Genomic DNA, 6,411 nt, shown 5'->3' with positions numbered 1-6,411 from the left:
TGGACGCGGCCCGCCGCCTCGCCGACGCCGTCCGGCGCGAGCGCACCGCCACCGCCGCCGTGGTCACCGACCCGGCCGAGCAGCGCCAGCTGTGGGGCGTGCGGGAGGCGGGCGCCGGCATCGTCACCCGGCTGCCCGGGGGCGGCGAGGCGTGGCCCGGCTGGGAGGACTCCGCCGTCCCGCCGGAGCGGCTCGGCGACTACCTGCGGGGGCTGCGCGCGCTGCTGCGCCGGCACAGTCTGCGCGGCGTGCCGTACGGGCACTTCGGCGAGGGCTGCGTCCACCTGCGGATCGACTTCCCGCTCGCCGAACCCCACGGGGTGCCGGTGTTCCGGGACTTCATGGAGCAGGCGGCCGATCTGGTGGTCTCGTACGGGGGTTCGCTCTCCGGCGAGCACGGCGACGGGCAGGCCCGCGCCGAACTGCTGCCGCGCATGTACCCGCCCGACGTCATCGGCCTGTTCCGGGAGTTCAAACGGATCTGGGACCCGGAGCGGCTGCTCAACCCGGGCACCCTGGTCGATCCGCGCGCGCTGGACGCCGATCTGCGGTTCACCGGCCCGGTGCGCGCGCTGCCGCTCGCCCTGCCGTACGAGCAGGACGACGGCAGCCTCGCCAAGGCGGTGCGCCGCTGCGTGGGCGTCGCCAAGTGCGTCGACCCCGGCACCGGGGTGATGTGCCCGAGTTACATGGCCACCGGCGAGGAGCGGCACTCCACCCGCGGCCGGGCCCGGCTGCTCGCCGAGATGCTGCGCGGCGGCGGCCCGACCGGGGGCGCGATCGCGGACGGCTGGCGCTCGGCGGAGGTCCGCGAGGCGCTGGACCTCTGCCTCGGCTGCAAGGGCTGCGCGAGCGACTGCCCGGTGCACGTCGACATGGCCACCTACCGGACCGAGTTCCTGTACCAGCACTACCGGCACCGGCCGCGCCCCGCCGCGCACTACGCGATGGGCCGGCTGCCGCTCTGGCTGCGCGGCGCGGCCCTGGCGCCCGCCCTGGCCAACACCGTCGCCCGCTCACCGGCCGCCGGCGCGCTCAAGCGGCTCGCCGGGATCGACCCGCGCCGGGTGCTGCCGGTGCTGCCGCCGGAGACCTTCACCCGCTGGTTCACCCGCCACCGCGCCGCCCACCCGGCCCCGGCGGGCGCGCCGCCCGTCCTGCTCTGGCCGGACACCTTCGCCAACCACCTGCAGCCGGAGGTGCTGCGCGCCGCCGTCGAGGTGCTGGAGCACCTGGGCTTCGACGTCCGGCTGCCGGCCGGCCCGGTCTGCTGCGGACTCACCTGGTACTCCACCGGCCAACTCCCCGGCGCCCGGCGGGTGATGCGGCGCGGCCTGGCCGCGCTCGCCGCCACCGGCCTGCCCGCGGACACCCCGGTCGTCGGGCTCGACCCGAGCTGCACCGCGACGCTGCGCGAGGAGGTGCCGCGCCTGCTCGGCGCCGAGGGCCGACCGCTGGCCGAACGGACCCGGACCTTCGCCGAGTTCATCGACGAGTACGCCCCGGACGCGCCGCTGCCGCGGCTGCCGGTGGAGGCCGTCACCCAGACCCACTGCCACCAGCACGCCGTGCTCGGCAGCGCGGCGGACCGCCGGGTGGAGCGGCGGATGGGCGTCACCAACCGGGTGCTGGACTCGGGGTGTTGCGGACTGGCGGGCAACTTCGGCTTCGAACGCGGCCACTTCGAGGTGTCGGTGGCGATCGCCGAACGCGTGCTGCTCCCGGAGGTCCGCGCCGCCGGGCCGGAGACCGTGATCCTCGCGGACGGCTTCAGCTGCCGCACCCAGATCGCCCAGCTGGCCGGGGGCCGGCGGGCCCTGCACCTGGCCGAGCTGATGCGGCGGGCGCTGCACGCCGGGGAGCCGAAGCCCTAATGGAACTCGACGGGCCGTGAGGGAGACTACGGTCCGTAGCCGCCAGCAGGTGAGCACTCCGCAGCCCGGAGCCATTTGAGCTCTGGTGTCAGACCGTGCCCCTGCTGGTCGGCCGGGAGGCCTGACCGCTGATGGGATGGCGTGCCCACCGGGCGGTTGGGCGTGAGCACTGGATCCATTAGGGCGCGAGCCGTGCCTTCCGCAGGCTGCGCATCAGGATCGGACGAGGGCGAAAGGGTGGGTGCTGGTGCTGTTCATCGGCGACGACTGGGCCGAAGATCACCACGATGTCGAGGTGCAGGACGAGGCGGGCCGCAGACTCGCAACTGCACGGCTGCCGGAGGGCGTTGAGGGTATCGCGAGGCTTCACGCCCTCGTCGCCCGGCACGGCGGAGATGACCTGGAGCCCGGGCAGGTTGTGGTCGGGATCGAGACCGACCGGGGCCCGTGGGTGCAGGCGCTGATCGCGGCCGGCTACCGCGTCTATGCGGTCAACCCCAGGCAGGCCGCGCGGTTCAAGGAGCGGTATGCCACCTCGGGGGCCAAGAGCGACAAGGGCGACGCGCACGCGCTGGCGGACATGGTCCGCATCGACCGCGACCAGCTGCGGCCGATCGCCGGGGACAGCGACCAGGCCCAGGCCGTGCGCATCGTCGCCCGCGCCCACCAGACCCTGATCTGGGAGCGCACGCGCACCTTCCAGCGGCTGCGGAGCACGCTGCGCGAGTACTTCCCCGGCGCGCTGAGCGCCTACGCCTCCCTGGAGCTGACCAGCACCGACGCACTGGAACTGCTGGTCAAGGCCCCCACGCCCGACGAGGCAGCGAAGCTGACGAAGCCGCAGATCACCGCAGTGCCGGCCCGGCACCGGCGCCGCGACCGGGACCAGAAGGCCGCCGCGATCCAGGCCGCGCTGCGCGAGCCCCAGCTCGGCCTGCCCGCGCCGGTCACCACCGCCTACGGCGCCGCGGCGGTCGCGCACGCGAGGCTCCTGATCGCGCTGAACGAGCAGATAGCCGGTCTGGAAGAGCAGGTGAGCGCGCATTTTCTCGCGCACCCGGACGCTGAGATCTACCTGTCGATGCCCGGCATCGGCGAGATCACCGGCGCCCGGGTGCTGGCCGAGTTCGGCGACGACCCCACCCGCTACACCTCCGCGAAGGCCCGCAAGAACTACGCCGGCACCAGCCCGATCACCCGCGCCTCCGGCAAGGTCCACTCCGTCCAGGCCCGCTTCGTGCGAAACAACCGACTTGCCGACGCCCTGCAACGCCAGGCCTTCTGCTCGCTGCAGAGATCACCCGGTGCCCGCCGCTACTACGACAAGCAACGAGCCCGGGACCTGGACTACAACCCCGCCCTGCGCCAGCTCGGCAACCGCCTTGTCGGCATCCTCCATGGTTGCCTCAAGACCCGCACCCTCTACGACGAGGCCACCGCGTGGTCACACCACGCGATCCTCTCAACAGCAGCTTGACGTCCCTACGTCATGGGATGTCTGACACCGCGCGCCCCGGCCGCCACACTGTCGGCATGACCCTCACCACCGCCGAGGCGGACAAGATCCTGGCCGACCACTTCGCCCCCTGGGTGCGGGCGCTCGGCCTGTCGGTGACCGACACCGGCGAGCAGCACGCCGTGCTCCGCCTGCCCTGGTCCGACCAGTTGGCCCGGGAGGGCGGCGCGCTCTCCGGGCAGGTCCTGATGGCCGCCGCCGACACCGCCTGCGTGATCGCGCTCTCGGCGGCCCGGGGCGGGTTCGGCCCGATGACCACCGTCCAGCAGTCGACCAGCTTCCAGCGCGCGGTCACCGAGCGCGACGTCCTGGTGCACGCCCGGGTCACCAGGCTGGGCCGGCGGATCGCCTTCCTGGACATCACCCTCACCGCGGAGGGCGAGCAGGACCCGGCGGCCCACGCGACCGCCGTCTACGCGCTGGCCTGAGCCGCCCGGTGGCCCTCCTCAGGCGCTCTGCGGCGTCTCCAGCACCTCCTTCGAGCGCGGCGGGTCCTCGGCGCAGACCGCCGTCACGAACTCCGCCACCCGCGCCTGCGGCATGCCGCGCGCGATGTCCGCCTCGCTGATCATGCCGACCAGCTCGTGTTCCGGGTGGTTGATCACCGGCAGCCGGCGCACCCGGTACTGCTCCATCACCCGCAGCACCTGCTCGACGTCCTCGTCCGCCTCCACCGTCATCGGCCGCCCCTGGGCCACGTCGCCCGCCGTCACCCGCTCCGGGTCGCGGCCCTCGGCCACGCACTTGAGCACGATGTCCCGGTCGGTGAGGATGCCCAGCAGCTTCTGCCGCTCCCCGCAGATCGGCAGCGCGCCGACGCCGCGGTCCTTCATGATCCTGGCCGCGGCGGCGAGTGTCTCGTGCTCGCGCACGCACTCGGCGCCCCGGTGCATGATGTCGCCCGCATTGGTCATGATCGGCCTCCTGACGTGCCTGCCACTCCCCGGCCCCCTCGTCTCCATCGTGGTCCGGTGCCGGGGGCCCCGCCACCGGGCCCGCTACCGCGGCCCGCCGCCGTCCTCCCCTGGCTTCGCGGGATCCAGCGGCGATCGGTCCAACACCTCCTCCAGCGGCGGCAGTTCGAGCTGCTCCATACCGGGAAGCGGCGGCTCTTCCACCGCCGCCGGCCCCCGCTCCGCCCCTTGCCCCGCCCCCTGCGCCGAGGCGGCACGCCGGTGCGTCTCGGCCGCGCTGTCCAGGAACCGCAGCAGCTCCACCGGGAACGGCAGCACCAGTGTCGAGTTCTTCTCCGCCGCGACCTCCACCACCGTCTGCAACAACCGCAGTTGGAGCGCCGCCGGGGTCGCGCTCATCACCGCGGCCGCCTCGGACAGCCGCGCGGACGCCTGGTACTCGCCGTCCGCCGTGATGATCCGCGCCCGCCGCTCCCGCTCGGCCTCCGCCTGCCGGGACATCGAGCGCTTCATCGCCTCCGGCAGGGCGACGTCCTTGATCTCCACCCGGTCGATCTCGATCCCCCAGCTCAGCGCCGGGCTGTCGATCATCAACTCCAGGCCCTGGTTGATCGGTTCGCGATTGGCCAGCAGGTCGTCCAGCTCGCTCTTGCCGATGATCGACCGCAGCGAGGTCTGCGCCACCTGGGAGATCGCGAAGTTGTAGTCCTGCACGTTGACGATCGCCTTCACCGGGTCCAGCACCCGGAAGTACACGACGGCGTCCACCCGGACGGTCACGTTGTCCCGGGTGATGCCCTCCTGCGCCGGGATCGGCAACGTCACGATCTGCACGTTCACCCGGCGCAACCGGTCCGCCACCGGCACCAGCGCGACCAGCCCCGGCTGCCGCACCTCCTCGCGCACCCGCCCGAACCGGAACACCACACCCCGCTGGAACTGCTGCACGACCCGTATGCTCAGCCCGCCCACCACGGCCGCCACCAACAGCACCGCGGCGATGACCCCGACCACCACATCGACGACCATGACGGCCTCCTCGCGCAGCAGCGAGCCCCGGCCGTCGCCGACCCGCCCGGCCGACCGCCGCCGGAACCACTGGTTCCACGCTACGCCTGCCCGGCCGGAGCCGGCACGAACCCGCTCGCGGCCTAGGATCGTCGCATGCCGCAGCCGCACACCGGCCTCCCGGACGCCGCTCGCCACCCGGGCCCCGCCGACGACCCGGACCACCCGCGCCACCCCGCCGAGGCCGCCGCCCGCGCCGCCGACCTCACCGTCCTCGACCGCGTCGTGACCGGCTGCCGGGCCTGCCCCCGGCTGGTCGAGTGGCGCGAGGAGACCGCCCGTACCAAGCGCCGCGCCTACCTGGACTGGGACTACTGGGCCCGCCCCATCCCCGGCTTCGGCCCGCCCGACGCCCCGCTCGTGCTGGTCGGCCTCGCCCCCGCCGCGCACGGCGCCAACCGCACCGGCCGAATCTTCACCGGCGACCCCTCCGGCGACCTGCTCTACGCCTCGCTCCACCGCCTGGGCCTCGCCAACCGCGCCGAGTCCGTCCGCCACGGCGACGGCCTCGCCCTGCACGGCGTGCGGATCACCGATCCGGTCCGCTGCGCCCCGCCCGACAACAAGCCCACCACCGCCGAACGCGACACCTGCCGCCCCTGGATCGCCCGCGAACTCGAACTGCTGCGTCCCACCGTGCGCGGCGTCGTCGCCCTCGGCGGCTTCGCCTGGCAGGCGCTGCTCCCCGCCCTCGACGCGGCCGGCTGGACGGTCCCCCGCCCCCGGCCGCTGTTCGGCCACGGCGCCCACGTCACCCTGCCCGCCCGCGACGGCGGCCCGCCCCTGGAGCTGTACGGCTGCTACCACGTGAGCCCGCGCAACACCCACACCGGCCGCCTCACCCCCGCCATGCTCCGTGAGCTGCTGCGCACCGCCGCCCGCGCCGCCGGCCTCACCCCGGCCGAGGACTGACCCGCCCGCTCAACCGAAGCGCGCCAGCTTCGGCCGGGCGGCGCGCGCCCACACCTCCGGCAGCGCGAGCCGGGCCCGCTCCGCCTCCGCCAGCTGCCCCCCGTACAGCACGCCGAAGCCGAACGGC

Annotated in this window: 6 protein-coding genes; 4 read left to right on the top strand and 2 right to left on the bottom strand. The window is 74.3% G+C overall.

Features of this window, described 5'->3' with window-relative positions; translation table 11 throughout:
• The 3 genes from ABD308_RS20205 to ABD308_RS20195 all read left to right on the top strand — a co-directional run.
• Positions 1–1,874, top strand: a 1,874-nt coding sequence (locus ABD308_RS20205) for an FAD-binding and (Fe-S)-binding domain-containing protein (RefSeq protein WP_344337237.1), incomplete at its 5' end; no start/stop codon positions are given.
• Between the two features lie 247 nt (positions 1,875–2,121).
• Positions 2,122–3,351, top strand: coding sequence for an IS110 family RNA-guided transposase (locus ABD308_RS20200; protein WP_344337235.1), 1,230 nt, complete (start codon positions 2,122–2,124; stop codon positions 3,349–3,351).
• 56 nt (positions 3,352–3,407) lie between these two features.
• Positions 3,408–3,818 (top strand): PaaI family thioesterase, encoded by a 411-nt coding sequence (locus ABD308_RS20195; RefSeq protein WP_344337234.1) that lies wholly within the window; start codon positions 3,408–3,410, stop codon positions 3,816–3,818.
• 18 nt (positions 3,819–3,836) lie between these two features.
• Here the strand turns inward: ABD308_RS20195 and ABD308_RS20190 are convergent, their stop codons facing one another.
• Positions 3,837–4,304 (bottom strand): CBS domain-containing protein, encoded by a 468-nt coding sequence (locus ABD308_RS20190; RefSeq protein ID WP_344337232.1) that lies wholly within the window; start codon positions 4,302–4,304, stop codon positions 3,837–3,839.
• Positions 4,305–4,388: 84 nt separating this feature from the next.
• A complete protein-coding gene (locus tag ABD308_RS20185) occupies positions 4,389–5,333 on the bottom strand; it encodes a slipin family protein (protein ID WP_344337230.1) in 945 nt (314 codons plus the stop codon).
• 135 nt (positions 5,334–5,468) lie between these two features.
• Here ABD308_RS20185 and ABD308_RS20180 point away from each other — a divergent pair, with 135 nt between their 5' ends.
• Positions 5,469–6,284: a uracil-DNA glycosylase gene (locus tag ABD308_RS20180; RefSeq protein WP_344337229.1), complete on the top strand. Its 816-nt coding sequence runs from the start codon at positions 5,469–5,471 to the stop codon at positions 6,282–6,284.
• Positions 6,285–6,411: the final 127 nt, after the last annotated feature.

It is taken from the genome of Kitasatospora putterlickiae, assembly GCF_039527695.1.
Lineage (GTDB): Bacteria > Actinomycetota > Actinomycetes > Streptomycetales > Streptomycetaceae > Kitasatospora > Kitasatospora putterlickiae.
This window is presented reverse-complemented; position numbering and strand designations above follow the sequence as displayed.